This window comes from Pseudomonas sp. 2024-210, assembly GCF_045062345.1.
In the GTDB taxonomy this organism is placed as follows: Bacteria; Pseudomonadota; Gammaproteobacteria; order Pseudomonadales; family Pseudomonadaceae; genus Aquipseudomonas.
Genome location: NZ_JBJGEJ010000023.1, coordinates 22,839 through 41,927, shown reverse-complemented (window position 1 = coordinate 41,927; position 19,089 = coordinate 22,839). Strand labels below are relative to the sequence as shown.

General features: G+C 50.9%; 8 protein-coding genes. 4 read left to right on the top strand and 4 right to left on the bottom strand.

What is annotated here, in order from left to right; all coding sequences use genetic code 11:
• Nucleotides 1-4: 4 nt before the first annotated feature.
• From ACI7MX_RS21580 to ACI7MX_RS21565, 4 genes are all read right to left on the bottom strand, one after another.
• Nucleotides 5-5,800 (bottom strand): hypothetical protein, encoded by a 5,796-nt coding sequence (locus tag ACI7MX_RS21580; protein WP_405585815.1) that lies wholly within the window; start codon nt 5,798-5,800, stop codon nt 5-7.
• A gap of 27 nt (nt 5,801-5,827) precedes the next feature.
• Nucleotides 5,828-6,775 (bottom strand): hypothetical protein, encoded by a 948-nt coding sequence (locus ACI7MX_RS21575; RefSeq protein WP_405585812.1) that lies wholly within the window; start codon nt 6,773-6,775, stop codon nt 5,828-5,830.
• 369 nt (nt 6,776-7,144) lie between these two features.
• A complete protein-coding gene (locus ACI7MX_RS21570) occupies nt 7,145-14,662 on the bottom strand; it encodes a hypothetical protein (protein WP_405585809.1) in 7,518 nt (2,505 codons plus the stop codon).
• 130 nt (nt 14,663-14,792) lie between these two features.
• Nucleotides 14,793-15,578 (bottom strand): enoyl-CoA hydratase, encoded by a 786-nt coding sequence (locus tag ACI7MX_RS21565; RefSeq protein ID WP_405585806.1) that lies wholly within the window; start codon nt 15,576-15,578, stop codon nt 14,793-14,795.
• A gap of 145 nt (nt 15,579-15,723) precedes the next feature.
• Here ACI7MX_RS21565 and ACI7MX_RS21560 point away from each other — a divergent pair, with 145 nt between their 5' ends.
• Genes ACI7MX_RS21560 through ACI7MX_RS21545 form a run of 4 tightly spaced genes read left to right on the top strand, consistent with a single transcriptional unit; the run spans nt 15,724 to nt 19,076 of the window.
• Nucleotides 15,724-16,509, top strand: a complete 786-nt coding sequence (locus ACI7MX_RS21560) for an SDR family oxidoreductase (protein WP_314486596.1) — start codon at nt 15,724-15,726, stop codon at nt 16,507-16,509.
• Between the two features lie 54 nt (nt 16,510-16,563).
• Entirely contained in the window at nt 16,564-17,550 is a 987-nt protein-coding gene (locus tag ACI7MX_RS21555; RefSeq protein ID WP_314486594.1) for an OB-fold domain-containing protein, read from the top strand.
• 1 nt (nt 17,551) lies between these two features.
• Nucleotides 17,552-18,685: an acyl-CoA dehydrogenase family protein gene (locus ACI7MX_RS21550; protein ID WP_405585802.1), complete on the top strand. Its 1,134-nt coding sequence runs from the start codon at nt 17,552-17,554 to the stop codon at nt 18,683-18,685.
• On the top strand, nt 18,657-19,076 hold the full coding sequence (locus tag ACI7MX_RS21545) for a MaoC family dehydratase (protein ID WP_314486590.1): 420 nt from the start codon (nt 18,657-18,659) through the stop codon (nt 19,074-19,076). The genes ACI7MX_RS21550 and ACI7MX_RS21545 overlap by 29 nt, the downstream gene beginning before the upstream one ends.
• Nucleotides 19,077-19,089 lie beyond the last annotated feature (13 nt).

The following is a 19,089-nucleotide window of genomic DNA, read 5'->3' as shown; positions in this document are numbered from 1 at the left end:
GGGTTTAAACGATGGGCAATCCATATTCATTCATGAAGTCGATAATGATCTCGTACGGGTTGTTGCCGGGGCTCACAAGATTAATATCACTGTAAATATTGATCCTGTCGGCAACCTCCAAAGAGTAGGTATAACCTGTGACTTTCTTGTGCGTGTCAAATACCTCTTTTCGGGTGCCGGCGATTACACGTACCTGTGTATTCGAGAACAGGATCTTGTTGTCGAATTCACGATTGATGAGTTCTGCAACGAAATGAGGGAAAGCATGCGGACCGCGCGAACCTGAAGGAACCTCATAAATACCTTCCTTGGCCGTGATTCTCGAGTTGTGCCTTTTGACTCTAATACGCACCCGTTCTCCGTCACGAACGGAAATGGGCTTATCCCACAAATAGCGGGCCGTGATTTCACCGATTACGGGAGTACGGTCGACAAACGTGTCTGCATAGGCAAGGGGTAATACCGCCTCCGGTTGAAGCTCTAAAGGTATGCCCGGCTGATCAATGTCATGCACTAGAACATCTTTCCCTAGGTGGTTTGCAGTGTCTGATGAACTCCCTTGTTGAGCAGAACGGGAGCCGCCTAATACTATAACTTCATCAGTGGCTTGATCAGGTTCAGCACCTTCGGAATAATTGATTATAACTAACCACGTGGCAAGGTTAGAAGTCAGTTGAGTCTTGAGTGTTTTAAGTTCTTCGAGAAATAGTGAGCCAGTCAGGTAGTAGCGTGGGAATTCGTAGCGGGGTTGATAACCAATGTTCGCCGCGGCCTGAGCAGCAAGCCGTTGTATAAACGTTTTGACGGCCGACCTTGAAAAGGGAGCTATGCTGACCCGGTAATGACTGTCTATATTAGTCATAAGCATTTCAAGCAGCAACTCAGCAATAATGTAGCTGCTGCTTAACGCAGACAGAGTAGTGTCAATAAAGTCTTGGTTATATCTGGAAGGCCAAACTATAGAGCGCGCTGTCGAGTCATAAGAAATGAGGTAGTCGAGCATGTCGAGTGCGTTGCTATTTTCACCGCCGTTGACCTTATTATTCTTTAAGGTCTTAGTGAAATAAAGGATCGTTGTGGGCATGTCCAGTGCGAGCAGCAGGCGATCGCAATAAGCATTGTTGTCCGGGGCGGTATAATTGACCTGATCAAAAAAACGAATACCTTCCGAGGATAAAGCGTCGTCACTGATAAGGTCACCCGAAGAGTAGGAATCGGGTTGGCCATCAATAGACACTTTATAGCTGACAGGATGGGATGCTAAAAGTGTTGTAAGATATTCATTCGAATCTTTCAGCACCTCAGCCATCGTGGCACCTTTGCTGTTTTTCCTCTTGGAAGGTTGGCCTGAAGAGGTACTTGATGCAGGCGCTATCATGGAGTCGAATTCCCAGCGACTGCTGCTGACTGCGTCTGGTAAAAAGCTCAGTGTCATGTATTGGTAGTGGTCGTCATTGAGCGAAATAGAGCCCGCTTTTTTTAACGCCTCGAATTGAGTGAAGACGTAATGATTGACCCACAATTCTTTTTTACGCCACTGATCTTTTTTATATGGGCCGGGCAGTACCGTAGTGAAGCTTTTTACTGGTTCTGCGGGTGAGTCTACATCACCGGGTTTTTGCAGTACTGTCCCCAAAGGAATGACCAGAGGCTGTTTGTCCATCAGCTTAAGTGGCACCCGTTTAAACATACCCTGTTCAGTGAAAAAAGCGGCCGGGATGGGTTTATTTTTAACCAGCGACGAGAGCCCTAAAGCCTTACGGGTCACTTTGGAATCCAAAAAACCGCGGACGTTAGGTATGCTGGACAAGAGTTCTGCAACCCCTGCTGCTGCAGTTTCCCACAGGTAGGTATTTTTCTCATCAGGCAGGTCCGCCACGAAACTTTGTATCAGAGGTGCCAAGGGCCCGAAAACCAAGCCGAGAATAGTAGACGGTACGGTGAATGCGCCTATAAATACAGAAATAAGGCACCAGCCAAATTTTAACTGCTCCAGGATTTTTAGCGTCTGAAGTTCAGATTTTGAGTGGATCAGCAAGTCGGCATCTTCCGTATAACGTTCCTGATAAGATTTTATGATTTCTTCAGCGGGATTTGTAAATAGCTCGAATGCTAGTGACATACCTAAGTTGTCTTCGTTGGCTAAGTAATTTTTGTAAAATTGACGGCTGTCCATGAAGGTTTTAAAGTCATCGGTATTGTTTTTATAGGCATTGTGCACGGCAATAGGGGTGTCAAATTTCCAGAGTTTATCATCTGGAAAAGAATAAATAATGTGGTCGTTGAGATTTTTAAACCCCGAAACAACGCCAGGTAGCACTCGGCCGTTTAAAGACACTGAGCTGAAAAACTCATAAGCTTTCAAAGAACGGAGTTTGATGTTTATCAACTCCTGCTGCAGCTTGATTGTTTCAGCGTCCTTAAAGGCGTTTTCAATAACCCCGATGTAGTGCGTATAAAAATCTCGATAGATAAGCGCTTTGGCAACTTTAGCAGCGCCGGTTTCTGTAGTCCCCATGAACAGGGGGGAGTGACTGTATGTCAGTTGGATGCGGACAGTGTCGGATAGCCTTTTTTCAGTGATCCCCCACAAAATTTCTAATAAGTTGGTGGATTGATAGCGGGGTGCTTGTGGAGTACGTCTCGAGATTTTTTTATTGTCTGGGTTGATATATTCTTCTCTTTTTTCCCATACGCGAGTGCTACCACTAATGCCCTGGCGATTTTGAAAGGCTGGAATTTGTGTCGCCGCTATTTTCTTGATATACGTTTCTGAGTAGGGACGTATATCGTAGGCCGTAAGGTCGGCTGATTGTGCTGCATTCATAAGCTCAGAGGTTCGGTCAGAATCTCGAGTCATCTGTTTGACAATCTGCCACTCATCCTTCAAAGCGAGTATTTCTGTTTGTGCTGGAGGCGAGTCTAGTTCAGCCCATTTGACAACGCATACTGATGGGGAGCGAGCGTTGTTTGAGAGTGTGTGGATGCCCTTAGCAATTTGAATCAGTGTAAAGCGCTCTGTGTGTATCATGGCGGGCAAATGGTACTCAACATCGAATAGGCTTTGGGCAGTCAGCGAGCGCTCAGGCAAATAGTTGTCAAGGATTTCAGTGATTCTGCCGAGTATAAATTCTTCTCGGTCTTGATTTTTACGAACTAAGGATCGCGCATCAATGCGTTTATTATTTATAAATTGATACTCAATCAAGTCCAGGATTTTTTCTCGAGTGTCAAAAAAGACCAGCATATCTTGGTTGTATTGGTCGCGTGTTGTGAACGTCATTGGATTCGTCGCGATATTCTCGTCACGTTTTTTGACAATCTCTTCGATGAGGTGGTTGCAATAAACTAGCGCGCGGACAAGTGTGTTTTCAACTTTAAAACCTTCTAGTTTTCCGTGGGTATCAATGTTGACGTTATCCCAGCGATAAGCAATGAGGGCATGGGCTGTCGTAATGCCCTCTATAGGGACCGCTGGAGTAATATTTTCGTAGGGGAAAAACAGGCTCTGACGAGGTATGGGTTCATGCACTTTTGGTTTTTTTGCGAGTGCATCTACAAGAAATTTCAATCTGGCTGTTCGGTCATTGATTGCAGGTGTTAGTTCATTTCTGATTCGTGTAGCGTTGCGGCTAATCCTTGCATTGTAATCCTCTAAATGTTCAGGCACTAATTTTACAAGTTTGTCGAATTGTTGCTTGCTTCTATAGTTTTGGTTGTTCTCTATAAACGGTTCTTGTGTCTGACGTGTCCGTTCAGAAAGTTCGTTGATAAAGCCTGCCAGTTCTATCTTCGTCGCTTTGATATCGGACTCTATCGTGGCCCGGCTTTGCAAGTTCGGGGCGGTAGTTTGGCTGATCGGCACGGCAACAACGTTAAAAACGGCTTCAAGTTTTTGTTGAGTTTGGCTAGAAGTGTCTCGTTTTTTTCGACGTGCTAAAGAGGGCGGGCTGGGAGACGTGTTTGTTTCATCAGAGGGAGGGGGAGTTAAAAGAGCATCAAAAGACGCCAATGATTCATTGAGTGTTGCGACCTCAGTTGTAAACGCTTTAAGCCATTGATCAACCGCGTCCGCAGTCAACTCTATTTCTTCTTGAGGAACGGCCAGCATAACGAGCAGGGTGTCGCATAATTTTTCAATTTTTGTGGCTGCATCAGACGCTGTTAGCGTGGCAGAAGATGTGTGTTGCTTGAACAGAGCGTAAGCAGACGCTGAGAATACTAATAAAGAAACCCCCGCCAAAGCCGCTTCAATTTTCCAGTTGTTGGCTTTATTTTTGGTGACGGGAAGGTCAGGAAGTGTCGTGTTTTCAATGAGGTTGTCTTGTTCTGAAGTAGCGCCAGTTTGTACAACAGGTGACATGACTAAAGATTCGACGGCATCAGCTTCTTCCTCCTGCTTCTGTGCCGCCAGTTGTCCTTCGCGATAACTTTTACGGGCCTTAAAAGCCAATACCATCCCGGCCATGAAAGTGACAGCTGTCACTCCCCCAAGTACGGGCGTTGTATCAATAGGTTGAGGTTCAGGTTCAGGTTTAGGCGTCGATGCCTCTTTGACGGCCTCGGAACTTTCGGGTATTACGGCCAAAAACATAATCAATGGCACAAGTGATGGCTGCGGCTGTAAAAGGCCCCTTATGACATCCTCCAGAAGACCTGCACTGGCATAGTTAACGGCACTCTTCATCAAGCGCAGTAGAGGCGGTGCAGCATCGATAGCCAGATAGAGTGATTTGATCACCGCTTTTTGCACAGGCCCTGGTTGCGCCTCGACTTCTTCGATCACCGCCTTTCCCAACACAGCATCAGGTATGGCACCCAACCACTCTTGGGCGATGCGCTGCACCTGTTCACGCAGCTGGATAATTTCAGGGTTAGCCTGCACTTCCGGCTGGCTATACAAACTGACCAATAGACGGGTCACCCACTGGATACGCTGACCGGCTTCTATGGGTTGAAGATGCTTCAATACTCGGTAAAGCCCTGGCAAAACGGGCAGCCATACAAGGGCCTTATCAAAGGCCCACACTGTTGTGTCATCGGCATGTTCGACCAGCAGTTGACGTATCAGAGCAACGCTTTCGTTTCCCTGTTGCTGCTTATCATGCGTGGCGTGCCACAAACTCCAGAGACTGATCAGGCGGGCAACGTTTTTTGTCAGAAACAGGCAGGCGTTTAACACTTTCTGCAGAGTGTCGGGCAGCAGCTGGCCCTTGCTGGCCATGGTTTTCACCATGTCGGTGACCGACTGCGTTGAGGCCTTTAAAAAAAAACTCCAGTTGTCACCTTTCCAGGAGGCAATAATGCTGGCTGTCATTGTCAATACGGGCTGCATAAGGTCTGCAGGCACCCCGCTGGCAATGGATTGAGCACGGACGAAATGGGAGTCGGGAGCTTGCAGATCACGTTTCAGAGTGCTACCGATCACGGCGGGCAGTTCATGCCAGCTGGCCGTCTGGTACTCCTCCCAGAACTGGTTATCCAGCACTTGCGACAGCGCCCGGATCATTTTTCCGTGCTGGAAAACGTCACTGGTCAGTAGTTTCCAGACATGCTCTTTTTCCGGTAGCCAGAGCACCTCGGCGATCGTTTCCTTGGCGAAACGGGTCCAGGTCTGTTTGGGGTCGAACAAGCGCAGCACCATGTTCATGCCCGCTTCTTGTTTGGCTGAGCCACGCAGTGCCGCGTGCGCTAAGGACAGGGGCTCAGCCATCATCTGCCCGACTTGACCTGCACCGCTCATGCGCGCAATAAAGGGTTTACTGGTGTAGTGATCAAGCGTGAGCAGGGCGGCACTCAAGCCGCTGGTGTCTTCTGGCGCCGCGACCTAATGACCGTTTTTAAGCAGCGCGAATACCTTGAACAGGCCGCCAAACGCGTCTCCAGCGTATTTGTTGAGGACGGGCAGCGCTGTGTCGTCAACTAACAGGTAAAACAGCGCTGTGAATTTCCCCAAGGCGTCGTTGCTTTCATTGAACTGAGTCAAAAAGCGTTTCAGCGGAGGAGCGCTTTCAATTTCGGCTTGAGATTCCGCCTGCACATACAGCGCATCCAGCGCCTCATAGAGGCGCTGACCCTGCTCGACAATTTCAATGACCCACCCGGGTAATACGTCGACCTTGCGCAGACCCTCAAGCATTGATTCTGGTGAGTCCCACGATGTTTGGGAGAGCTGCAGCCAGGTTTGCCCCATCTCCAGGGCGCCACGTAACAAATGTTGCACCGGGGCGAGGGTTTGCTTGCCAGCAAGCGCCTGCACTTCGGGCATATGAGCCAGCGCAACCAGACTTTTGAGGGTCAAAACACTGTGCGCAAGAGTGAATGCAGCTCGCTGCTGTTGCACTTCAATGATGTGGTGAAGGCGTTGAGCAATAGCGATATAGGGGGTTATCGCGGGCTTGAGGCTGGGCTGAGCCTGCAGAAAATCAAGCAATGCCTTGCTTTTGACAAGCACGGTTATCTGGGGATCGACTAACACAGTTGTCAGCTGTTGGAAGCCATTCAACAGCGCCAAGGGTTCGGCAAAGTAATCCTTGAGGCCTTGCCAGAACCAGTCCAGAAACGATTTGCCCGCTTGCAGGAGCAGCGCCTCGATCATGGGCTGCCAAATACTCTCTTCAAGACCCGACGTGTCAGTTGAACTGAGCTGAACGAAATTGCCGGGGGCGATAAAGTTAAGAGGCTCCAGACCACCTTGAACATGCTGGCTTGCCGGGTCAGGCGCAACTTTCTGCACGGGGGGGGCGACAGGTTTTTCGAGCGCAGTCGTACCCATTGCTAACCACCTTATAAGGAGCAGGCTTGAGTGAAATGGTAGTTTTTAGTGTAGGAGGGTTCTCGACTTTAATTGAATGAAATGAAACGAATCTGGATGATTGCGACGGTTGGTACGTTCGTGATCAGTTACCTTCAAACCCTGGCTGCCCGCTTTTCAATAAATGCCTGAATCACTTTGGTCAGGTTGCGCAAAACAAACAATTGCGCATGGGCCTTGCGCTACATTGCCAACTTGGTGGTATGAGTGGTCACTGGGAGTAAAAGGTGTGCCGAGTCGAATTATGCAGACACGTTAACGGAGCGAGAATGGCGCGCCCCTCAACGCCTGCCACAAACCGTTGGGTAAATAAGAGTTAAAAAAGACAGTCTACTGAGACTGTAAACTCTCTATATGCGACATGGCATATTCGTAGGGATCGAAGTCATCATCGTCTCCCAATTCTACGAGCACCTGGAAGGTGCGTGGGATACCTAACATGTTCAAATTGCTGTGAATATATATTTGTTTTTTGGGGGTTGCTCTAACGTAATAGCTGGTATTCGAACTATTACTCCCACTGAATGTAATAAGGTCGCCAGCAACTACCGTGAATTCTAATTCGTTACTCAGCGGCATTTTCAACTTTGACATGTCGCGATTTATAGCGTCAGCAATGTAGTACGCTGCCATGGCGGGAGAAGTAAATCCTGCGGGAAGTGTAATAGTGTGAGTATGAGTTTTAGTGGTCCCATCATTGATATATATATTAACATTTTGGCCAATCGGTACGATTTGATCCTCTGGAATGGTAATTGACCCTATCAGTTGAAAAGCTTGGGGAGTTGAAGCGTCAGAGTAGGTTGCATTGTTCAGAGGTTGCGCGCTCGGCATAATGCCTTCAGGTAGGCCCCCTGCATAGCCTATGATCGCGATCCAAGTTGCTAAATTGGCGTTTACTTTATTTTTTAACGAGCTCAGGTCTGTATCAAATTGCGACTGTGGATGGTCCTGACTGTACCGGGACATATTGAGAGGTTGAATGAGGATATAAGAGCTCTCAGATGCCAGATATTTAAGGAGTGCGGAAATTCCTGAGGCTGAAACAAGAAACTGAGTGCCAGTCTGTGGAGATGACCCTAAATCAAAATTTAGAGTAAGAAACTCAGTGAGAATATCAGCAAGAATTAAGCTATAGGTAAGTCCTTCAAAACGCTCCTCTAGGTACTCGCGGGTGATGATCGCAGGCCAGGGGGTAGGGTCCATCTGAAATTGAACAGTCAGCAAATAGTCCAGCAGGCCCAGAGCGTTAATATTGACGCGACCCTGAATATCCTTAACGGTAAGGTAGTGGGTGAAGTACTTATTTATATCGGAAGCGCTGAGATTTACCAAGAAACTATCACCCAAAGCACCATAATCACTCAACGTTAAATATTTGGGCTGGAATGAGAAACCCTCGTTTCGGAATAAAAAATCTTCATCAACCAGTGAGCCACTCTGGTTTAACTGGTGTGTATACAATTCATAAGTTGCTTGTGGGTCTTTGAGCAGTAACGGGACAATTCTGTCATAGGTCGACAGTGCGAGTTCAAATGCCGTGGCGTTGAATTTTCCGGACGACTCAAGAGCAGGCGAATGGTGTTCTTGATCTGCAGCGAGGGAGGATGGTTTTAACCACCAATCGATAGTCAGTTGTTGTTGGCTGGAGAGGGTCATCGTGAACGCTTCTAAGTGAGTGTTTTTAAGTCTCAAATACCCTGGTGAATGGGTCTCAATGAAGTGCTCGAGCACATAGCGATTTGACCAAAGTTTTCGTTTATGCCAAGGGTCTTTTAGGTAGGGGCCAGGGATAGTTTGCTGGATGACATCCGGAACTTGACGGGGTGCGTCATAAGTCTGTGCTGTGGTCGATGCTTCAGTCGTCGTCGGTACGCTGTTGTTTTCTGGCGGGTCTGGCTGATCTTTGATCGTGCCTTTTGCAAAAAACAGCGGCTGTCTATCAGGATCAGGAACGTCACTGAAAAGAGTACCCTCGCTTAATTTGACCAAATCATCAGCGGTAAGGATGGACGGGGCGGGATCTAAATTGGGATGCAGTACGTTATTACCGATGCCTTGAAAGCGGCCTTCACCTAGGCTGACAAGTACATGTTTCAAATGTGAGCCGGTATCAGGGAGCGTGTTCTGAGTCATGATAGTAATGAGCTCACCTTTCCTGACCATAAACAACTCACTGAAAATAACCTTCAAATAGATAACGTCCAGGAAAGTTTCCAAAATGGCCGTGTTGTCAGCGTTGATTGGACTTTTATAAGCTTGCTCTAGGGCGCCCTTGATCCTTAACGTCTTTGTGGGTTTATAACCTAACTTCACCAGCCTGCCTGCAACATAGTCCCAAGGTTCTTTATAGGCGGCGCTACCACCTGGCGTATTGAGCAACATGAATTTTCTACTTAGTTGTTTCAGGATGTCCTTGCTTCCAGGAGCAAGATAGGCTTGTGACTTGGCCAAGTGGCCTACTAACGCCGTTTTAACACCTGGAACGTCCCCTATGCCTCCCCACGTGTAATCGACAAGTGCGTTAACGAGGCTTGTCATGAAAATACTCCGTGCTTCTTCTTGAGTGTCCGCAACGGTTGCCTCTAAAAAAGGGAGCGCAGCGAGACCCGCGGATAATAACAATGCAATGGGGCCACTGAGGGGAAGTAATGCCAAACCAATGTAGAGGCCCAGGTCAGTCATAAACTGGAATATTTTATGAACGAACACTTCCACATCAGATTTTATAAAGACATCGACATCGCTTATTAGTTGAGTTACCAGATGGTCGAACATCAGTTTAGACATCAGTACTGGTGTGTCCAGTGTCACATCATCTTGAGGGTATTTGTCGCTGTGAAAATTTTCATAAGTTGTACTGTTCGCACCCAGCCCCTTTCCAACGATGTCTGACGCTGAGCGGCCATAATTATCGTTGAAATAGGTGCCTTGATGTTCTCGGAGCCAAGGAAGAAAATCCTCGTGCTGTCGACGGGGCTCGTTGCTTCTGCGGGGTCGCAAATCATGTGCACGCCGCATCTGAGATCGGTCATTAAATTCAAAGTAAGTAGGGCTGAAAATCGAACGTAACTGAAAACTGGTTCTACCTGTGCGTATTTTGAATACACCGGGCAGGGGCCTGGCATTGTATTTTATCGAGGTGATGGGGCCGTTTTTATAGGCCTGGGGTATTTTTGCATCAAGTCGGGGGCTAAAAATAGTTGCCCAAGCTTGCTTTTGCACGTCATCCGCTTTATAGGCTTCCAATTGGCCAGTTAAATTAACTTGCCAGTCTTCACTGTGTAAAAACCTAATTATTTCGCGCGGGAATTTTCTTTCGATATCGTATTGAATATATAGAAATCCCTTTGTGTCTCCATAACGCAAAGCCAGTTTGCTCATAATTTGACTGAGCGTAAATTCTTTAACCTCTGGCTCGGTCGGAGACGTTGTGATCTCTTGGATTATTCTAGGAATAACCAGGGGTGTCGCATTCAGGAAGTCCTTATAGTTCATGCTGAATTTGACTTTTATAGTGTCTTTGAGTTGGAGCTTGCCCGGATAAGCAGTGCCGGGCGAATGTTTTTTGACGGCTGCATCGAGACCCTCTTGCAGGAGTCCTTCAGTCGTCGGTACATTCAATGTTTGGCGGGCTTTTTCCAGCTGCAAAATTTGTATGATTTTAAGTCGAGCATGCTCGCATTCCTGTATGAACTCTCGCAGCAATGAATCCGTTATCAACAATCCTGCAGGGTCACTGATAGTCGCATGGGTAGTTTGACTTGAACGTTCGCTTTGTTCAATAAAGAAGTTAATGAGTGACATGTGTGTGAGTTTTTTGGCACCTTCACTGTTGGTTGCTTCCAGACTGATAATTGAATCGAGACTCATCAGTTTTAACTGAGGATGATTGCCAATTTTACTGGCCATCGTCGATTCTTGCCAAAGCGCTTTGATAAATTGAAGGGTCAAGGTGTCTTCATCTTCTTTTCGCGCATTCCATTGCTTCATAGAAGTAACGCCGGCCATATACGCTTTTTTGAAACTAGGTTTGGCGAACTCTTTTTTCCATTCTTCCGGATAATGACTTGGCCACGTTATGTCATCTGACGTGTACGAGGCGTCTTTGCGTGTATACAACTGGCGTATGTACATATCCAGTGAAAGCGCGATGCTTTCGGGTTCGGCGCCCTCTTTATTGATTCGAATGCTCAGTCTGTCGCCGGTCGTCGGAGGGGGTGTTTTGGCAGTGACATCCTTCTGTGCCATGACTTTATTGAGTGTTTTGTCTTTAGTCCATTTGCCGGGGACGTAATCTTTTAAGCCCTCTAATAATTCTTGTGCCACTTCAGTGTTGGCATACCTACTGCTGAACGTTATGGGCCTGCGACCCTTGAGTTCTATCAGCCTCTTATCGATGCCTCCGTTCAGGAAATTGACCAGTGGGATTTGAGTGGCGAGGATTTTGCCGTCTTGTGAGGTAAAACTAAAGGGAATGGGTGCGCGTGGATCGAATTGACTCCAGATGTTGGCTATATTGGAAGGGTAGAAGTTTTTCATTTCGTGCAGCAAGGTATAGGCATAGACATTTTTCACAGTAAGGCGTTTGTTAGATTCGTGTACGGCACTTTTCATCAGCGCTTGGGTGTTTGCCAGTTGCTTACTTAATATGTCTAGTCGTGTGCGCAAAACGCGCAAAGATTTAACGGGCTTTCCTTCTGCCCGTAGATAATTCAGGTTAACTTCCAGTTCCAGGATTTCGCGCATCAGGGGCAATATCTGATCTTCTTGCTCTTCTTCTATGCCTTCATCTTCTTCTGCAAGCTGAGATTCTCCTACGTCTTCGTCCTGTTCATCTGAAGACGTATAAAGAGCCTCCGTCATGAGTTCGTCGGAGTTGAAGCTTTGCTCGTGGATATCGCCTGGATCATTCGACGCTGTCAAATGAGTAGCGTCGCGCTTTGTCAGCCTTTCACTCGTGTTATCTGGAGATTGACCACTGTCGGCAGGCTGCGATGTGACAGCATTCAAATCATGAGTCAGCTGCAAGAACTCCCCAATGTGTTTGATGATCTGCTCTTTATTATCAGAAAATATACTTTCCTTAGTTTGGGTCAGTAATTTATCCAACTGCTCAAGCACGCGATTATTTTTATGCGATGCTTTATAGGCAGACCATATTGCGTAAAGCGAACCGGCAAAAAAAACCGCTGACAGTGTTCCATAGATGGCCGGGTGTAACATCGGGGCCGGCCGCTCATGCTGTTTACTTGGTTTAGATAAATTTGTATTTAAAGCGATGTTTTCTCTATCACTTTCTTCATTGCCGAGATCAATTGTACTGTCCGCTTTATAGTGTCCATTGCTGTTTATCGCAGAGTAAGCTTCTTCATCAGGTGTTGCCTCTAAACGTTGTTTTCTGCTCTGGTGTGCCTTCCAGGCAAACAGGATGCCTAGCCCAATCGAACTACTGGCGGAAGCGCCCCATGCTATGGGCGTTACTTTAGAGGGCTGCACATTGGAACCGGCTGCTAAACCATAAATAGCACCTGCCACGGAGACTGTGGCGGCGGCTCCGATTGTTAAACCTGTTGCAGTAACCGCTCCAACAAGAGGTGCAGCACCAACGGTTCCGATACTTGCAGCCCCTACCCCCAGAAACAGTAATTGTTGGGCTGGCGTCAAGCGCATTTCGCCCATACCACCGCGCATACTGTTATGCAGTGAGCGGGTAACGCTGCCAATAAACGGGCTGATGTAGGTCGCCGTGGCTTCTGCCATTCTCAGCCCTGTGAAGAAAGCTTTCACTAGTGCGTTAGGTTGCGACTTGAGTTCCGCAATGACTGCGGGGCCGAGCATTTCAACGGGTATATCGGCCAGCCATTGCTGCGCGACACGTTCTACTTTTTCGCATAGGTCGATGGCTTCGTCCGACTCCATGGCCCGCAGGCTATAGAGACGAATTAAAAGGTTGATCACCCATTTGACCTGCTGCCCGGGCTCAATGGGTGGCAGGGTTTTCAATAATGTGTACAGCGGTGGCATAAGCGGGAGCCAAGGCAACGCCTGATCGAAAGCCCAGAGTGCGCGATCCCCTGCAAAACTATTGACGTGATGGCGTATTTCTTCGATCGCCATTTGTCCTAGTACTTGTTTGCCCGAGCGCAGATTCCACATAGTGCGAAACATCATCAGGTGCGAAATCATTCGCGCCAGCCAAAGACCTATATCAACTGCCTTCTGTACTTTGTTCGGCAAAAAGCGCCCGGATTGATGCAATACCTTTATGAGACTTGTCATCGCCAATTGGGTTTCGCTTATAAAAGCCGCCCAATCGTCGTCCTTCCATGACAGCGCGATGCGCGTGACCTGATCGATCACTTGCTGGATCAGACCCTCTGGCAAATCCGCCGCTGTGTTAAGGGCCAGCGCCAATTGTGAAGGCTTTTTTTGCAAATCCCTTTGAATAGCGCCCGCTATCAAGACGGGCAGTTGGTGCCAATCGCTTGCTTTGAATTCCTCCCAGAGTTGATTGTCAGGGACGTTGGACAACGCGCGCGCAATTTTTAATTGGCCCACCATGTTACTGATCATCCCGACCAGAACGTCCGATGCACTGGGCAACGCAAGTAGCTCCAGAGCACTGTTTTCAGCAAAATCCAGCCAGCTCATTTGCGGGTCAGTCAGGCGTAAAAGCATGTTGAACCCTGCTTCCTGACTGGCGGAGCCGCGTAGCACGGCTCTAATTTTGGTCAGCGGCTCGGCCACGCTCTCGCCCAGAACGCCGCCTTCAGATTTGAGTTGATCGACAAATACCTGACTGGTGAAGTGATCAATGCTCAGTAATGCTTTTCGCAGGCCAGAAGGATCGTCTTCACCTTCTTCCGGTCTGCCCGTTTTGAACTGAGCAGGTTGCACCATGGCATAGACTTTAAACAGCCCTTGGAGGGCTGACGGCACGTATTGTTCGATAAGTGCGAGCGATTGATCATCTGCCAACACGCTCATCAAAATGGCGAATTTTGTCTCGACCCCGTCAGCCTCCTTGAACTGGATGAGATGATGTTTCAGGCGCCGCTGCGTTTCACTGTGTGTATGGTCGGTGGGGGCTGCGGAGCTCTCGAAGTAGTTCTGCAACTGTGCGTACAAGCTTTGCCCTTGAACAACAAAATTATTCATCCAGTCAGGCAAAAAACTGCCTTCCACAAGATCCTTGACTATGGCTTCAGGCGACTGCCATGAAACCTTGGATAAGCGCTCTATCCAGAGAGCCCACTCTTTGAGTGATGCAATCAACGATTGTAACGGGCTGATCGAACTGTGGTCGGCCAATGCTTGAACAGCAGGGTTGTTGAGCAGGTCTTCAAGATGCTCGACCGTGAGGACGCTGCGTTTTAATACAGTGCTACCCGCTCTACCCAGATCAGTGACGATGCGCAGTAAAATTTGAACAACTGCAATCTCATCTTTTATCTGGGGAATTTTATTTTTTTGAATGTCAAGAAAGGCAACGATCCGGGCGCACTTATCGATCATTGACAGCGTTGGGTCGAGCACTGCCTCTGACAGTTCAGTGGCGTCGCTCAGGAACTCAATCTCCTTGGCGTAGCGATCCTTAATGGCGGTCCATAGCCAGTCCAGCATGACTTGAAAGGCTTGTTCAAGCATGTGTGACGAGATTGATAGCCAAAAGGCTTCGTCTTGACCGTTGATGCCCTCGCTGTGAGTGCCAGAGGTGAGAGGGGCACCCATTAATAAGGCGGGCGCTATCGATTGATGTGTTTGTTCACTAATCGGCTGCGAGGCCGTTGTCGCCTGTGCGGCAGTATCTTTGGGCTGCTTTATTTCATGAGTAACCGCTTTCATGTATTCAACCCTAAAGGCTGAGAGGTATGAATCAATACACAAAAGCGTAGGATATTTCTGATTCTAGATTGACCATATATGAACCTTTTTGAATTTATATGACCGCTGGTGGTCTGGAATATGACCCAGGTCAGTTCCCCTTAAACCTGGGCGCACGCTTTTCAATAAAGGCCTGCATCCCTTCCTTCTGGTCGCGCGAGGCGAACAACAGCGCATTGGCCTTGCGTTCCAATGCCAGGCCAGTCTCCAGCGGTGCATCCACACCGGCCAGGATCACTTCCTTGATTTGCTCAGCGGCCAAAGGCGGCATGGCGGCGATCAAGGTCGCCAATTTCAGCGCATGGGCTTGTACCTGCCCATCCTCGACCACGTCACTCACCAACCCTGAAATCCAGGCTTCTTCAGCGGTGATCGGTTGCCCGGTCAAGGCCATGCGCATGGCTTTCGCTTTACCCACTGCTCTTACCAAACGTTGGGTGCCGCCAATGCCGGGCATGATGCCGATACGGATTTCAGGCTGGCTAAATTTTGCGCTGGTACCCGCCACGATAATGTCCGCCAGCATGGCCAATTCGCAGCCGCCGCCATAGGCATAACCACAGACCGCCGCAATCACCGGCTTGGGGCAGTGCTGGATGGGCGCCCAGACCCGTTCGGTATGGCGTTGGTAAATGTCGATCGGCCCCACACCGGCCATGCTGTTGATGTCGCCGCCCGCGGCAAACACGCTGTCCCCACCGGTCAGCAGGATGCAGCGCACCTCAGGGTTTTCGGCCAGTTCAGTGAAGTAACGCGACAGCAAGGCTTGCAGCTCAAGGCTCAGGGCATTGGTGGCTTGTGGGCGGTTTAGGCGCAGCAGGGCCACGCCTAGGGCCGGAAATTCCAGTAATACCGGCGCGGCAGTCGGGTCAGACATGTGGGTCCTCATTGAACAGGGGGCTGTCAGCACAGCCTGCGCTGGAGTGTTGCGTTGACGCGCGCGCGCTTCATCGTCCGTTCAGACGACGAGCAGCCTTAACGTAGTCCTTAGAGTGGCTCTATCAGTAGAAGAGGAGCGTGTCATGGGCCAACTCTCAGGGCTGGACTACAGCGGTAAGGTGGTGTTGGTTACCGGCGGTACCAAAGGTATCGGGGCCGGGATCGCCAGCAGTTTTCTCCAGGCCGGCGCGCAGGTGATTGTGTGTGGCAGGGCGGCGCCCGAGGTATTGCCTCGGGGCGGCGTCGCGCAGGCAATTTTCATGGCCTGTGACGTGCGTGATCTGGATTCGCTCAAGGCGTTGTTTGACGGTATTCGCGCAGATTTCGGCCGCCTCGACGTGGTCATCAATAACGCAGGTGGCAGCCCGGCGGCCGAGGCCGCGAGTGCTTCGCCGCGCTTTCACGAAGGCATTATCCGGCTCAATCTGATCGCCCCCCTGAATGTTGCGCAGCAGGCCAACGCCCTGATGCAGCAACAGGTCAGCGGCGGTTGCATTGTGTTTATCGGCAGTATCAGCGCCTTGCGTGCATCGCCCGGCACTGCGGCCTATGGTGCGGCCAAGGCCGGTGTGCTGGCCCTTGTGCAGTCACTGGCGGTGGAATGGGCGCCCAAGGTGCGGGTGGTCGCGGTCAGTCCGGGGCTGGTTCAAACCGAGCAATCACACCTGCACTACGGCGATGAGCACGGTATTGCCGCGGTCAGTGCCGGGATTCCCGCCGGGCGCATGGCGCTGCCCGAAGACATTGGCAACGCCTGCCTGTTTATCGCTTCGCCCATGGCCGGTTATGCCAGTGGCTGCAATCTTTTATTGCACGGGGGCGGTGAGCGTCCGGCTTTTCTGGGTGCCGCGCAGAGCGCTGCGCACTGATCGACCTTAAGCGGCGACCAGTGGGTTGCCGTTCTCTACACGCAGGAGACGAACGTGGCTGATGCTCAATTGCTAACCGACGTGCGCGCCCTGGTGGGGCGCGAATATGGTCGCGTCTACGCCTGGGACGAGGTCAACGCCCCGATGATTCGCCAATGGTGCGAGATCATGGGCATCGACAACCCGCTGTACACCGATGCGGTCACGGCCGCCAACAGCGAACAGGACGGGCTGATAGCACCACCGGCAATGTTGCAGGTCTGGTGCCTGGAAGGCTTTCATGCCAACAACTACCCGCCGGGCTCGACCACGGAAAATCCGTATGAAGTGCTCAAGCTGATCGAGAGCTACGGCTATCCGTCTGTGGTGGCGGTCAACTCTGAACTGACCTTTAACCGCAATTTGCGCCCGGGCGAAAAGCTTTACTACACGACGCGTCTGGACGCGGTGGGCGACGAGAAAACCACGGGCCTGGGCACCGGCTTTTTTGTCACCCTGGTGATGAGTTACTTCGTCGAGCACAAAAGTGGCGACGAGGCGGTGGGCGAGCTGCTGTTTCGCGTTTTCAAGTTCCGCCCGGCCAAGGATCACAGTGTCAAGGCCGAACCGGCCAAGGCCGAGGCCGCGCCGGTGATCAAGCGCCCGAAACCGGGCATGAGCGATGACACGCGGTTTTTCTGGGAAGGTTGCGACGCGGGCAAGTTGTTGATTCAGCGCTGCACCCAATGCCAGACCCTGCGTCATCCGCCTGCACCGGTCTGTATCGAGTGTCATTCCTTTGATTGGGACAGCGTTGAGGCCAGTGGCCGCGCCAGCCTGTATTCGTTTGTGATCATGCATTACCCCGAAGTCGCGCCGTTCGATCATCCCAATCCCATTGGCTTGATCGAGCTTGAGGAGGGTGTGCGTCTGGTGGCGGGGCTGGCGGGCGTTACCCGTGAGGACTTGCGTATCGGTCAGGCTTTGCAGCTTGAGTTCCAGACCTTCGACGGTGAAATGACCTTGCCGATGTTCCGGCCTGTCGCCGAGCAGGGGGCTTAGCATGAATTTTGAATTGACCGAGGATCAGCGCGCGATTGCCGAGATGGCTCAAAGCGTGTTTGCCGACTATTGCACCGATGACCGTTTACGCCAGTTCGACACCCGCGATCAAGCCTATATGGAGCCCTTGTGGCAACTGTGCGTGGAGACCGGTTTGCAGGCCCTGGCCATCCCTGAAAATCAGGGCGGCACCGGGCTGGGCATGACCGAGTTGCTGTGCGTTCTAGAGGCTCAAGGGCGTGCACTGGGGCAAGTGCCGTTGTGGCGCCATCAGTTGGCCGCCGCGACACTGGCCCAGTTCGCTGATCCGGCCTTGCACGCGTGGGCTGTTGAAGCGGCGGCGGGGCGTACCCTGCTGACACTGGACTTGAGCGGGCTGAACACTGCCCACGGGATGACGCTGCACGCTCAGCCCGTGGAAGGTGGATGGCGCCTGAGTGGCCGGGTCAGCGCCTTGGCACTGGCTGAACAGTCACAGGCCGCTTTACTGCTGGTCAACGCTGAAGGTCAGCCGCGTCTGGCGTTTATCGAGCTGACGGCTCAGGGGATCACCCATATGCCGGGGCGAATGACCCACGGCGAAGCGATTGCCGATCTGCAGATTGTGGGGCTGCCCATTACGGCGCAGCAGTTGCTGCCGGTGGCCGCTCTGGAGTGGCTGGAGCCGCGCAGCACAGCGGCCTTAGCGGCATTGCAGCTGGGCGTCAGCGCCGAACAGATTCGCCGCACGGTGGAGTACGTCACCGACCGCCGCCAGTTCGACCGCAGTATTGGCAGTTTTCAAGCGGTGCAAATGAGCATGGCTAACGCCCATATCGCCCTTGAAGCGTTGCGCAGTTGCCTGTGGCAATTGTGCTACCGCCTCGACGCCGGTTTGCCTGCGCCGAGCGAAGCGCTGGCCACCGCTTGGCAGGCCTGTGAAGCGGGCCATCTGATCGGGCATAACGCTCAGCACGTACACGGCGGTATCGGCGTCGACCTGACGTATCCGATGCACCGTTTTCTCTACTGGAGCCGCGCGCTGGGCAGTGCCCTGGGCGGATCGGCAGCAAGCCTTGAACGCCTCGGCGATTGGCTGAGCCACAACGACAAGCTGGGATGGAAATATGACCTTGAAGAACACCAAGCGCTTTGATGACGTGCGCCCCGGCGAAGCACTGCCGCCTCTGGCGATCCCGATCACCGTGGGCCTGGTCACGGGGGGCGCGATTGCGACCCGCGACTATTTCCCTGGTCACCATGACCTCAACGCTGCACAAGCGCTGGGTTCACCGCATATATTTATGAACATCCTGACCACCAACGGTCTGGTGCAACGCTATGTCGAAGAGTGGGCCGGCCCGGCAGCGCGTTTTACGTCGCTGAAAATCAAGCTCGGTGCACCTAACTACCCCGGCGATTGCATGACCTTCAACGGCGCCGTAACGGGCCAGGATGCCGCCACCCGCACGGTGGAAATCACCCTCAGCGGCAAAAATTCCATGGGCAACCACGTGACCGGTACGGTCGCGCTGGTTCTGCCTTGATAGCGGGAGACAG

Coding starts and splice junctions, on each gene's coding strand:
- ACI7MX_RS21575 (WP_405585812.1), bottom strand. CDS start 6,775: ATGGGTACGACTGCGCTCGAAAAACCTGTCGCCCCCCCCGTGCAGAAA.
- ACI7MX_RS21570 (WP_405585809.1), bottom strand. CDS start 14,662: ATGAAAGCGGTTACTCATGAAATAAAGCAGCCCAAAGATACTGCCGCA.
- ACI7MX_RS21565 (WP_405585806.1), bottom strand. CDS start 15,578: ATGTCTGACCCGACTGCCGCGCCGGTATTACTGGAATTTCCGGCCCTA.
- ACI7MX_RS21560 (WP_314486596.1), top strand. CDS start 15,724: ATGGGCCAACTCTCAGGGCTGGACTACAGCGGTAAGGTGGTGTTGGTT.
- ACI7MX_RS21550 (WP_405585802.1), top strand. CDS start 17,552: ATGAATTTTGAATTGACCGAGGATCAGCGCGCGATTGCCGAGATGGCT.
- ACI7MX_RS21545 (WP_314486590.1), top strand. CDS start 18,657: ATGACCTTGAAGAACACCAAGCGCTTTGATGACGTGCGCCCCGGCGAA.